This window comes from Pseudomonas sp. NMI760_13 (assembly GCF_021283245.1).
Taxonomy (GTDB): domain Bacteria; phylum Pseudomonadota; class Gammaproteobacteria; order Pseudomonadales; family Pseudomonadaceae; genus Aquipseudomonas; species Aquipseudomonas peradeniyensis.
Map to the genome: position 1 here is coordinate 1 of NZ_JAJSRC010000113.1, position 314 is coordinate 314.

Annotated in this window: 1 protein-coding gene; it reads right to left on the minus strand. The window is 63.4% G+C overall.

Annotated features, from left to right (window positions below; translation table 11 throughout):
• Positions 1 to 314: toxin VasX (locus tag LU671_RS29410; RefSeq protein WP_232857823.1), on the minus strand; the 314-nt coding region annotated here is incomplete at both ends.

Genomic DNA, 314 nt, shown 5'->3' on the forward strand with positions numbered 1-314 from the left:
GAGTACAGCAGGGTGTTGATGTTGATGAACGACGCGATGACATCGTGATGTTCTTGCCGGCAGGCCGTGGACAAGGGTTTGCCGGCTTGCGGGGGTGGCTGGAAGGCCGGGAACTGGCGCAGTGCCCCTTCGGGGGTGACCTGGTAGGCGTGCCAGACCCGTTGGTCGAGCAGCACGTAGACATAGCCCTGGCGCAGGATGCGCAACTGTTCGTTGTGCATGGGGATGCCGGCGACCCCGTTGTAGTTGGGCAGGTTGCGCGTGCTCAGGGTCTTGGGGCTGGGGGCGTAGGCGGTACGTAATAGGAGGATGGG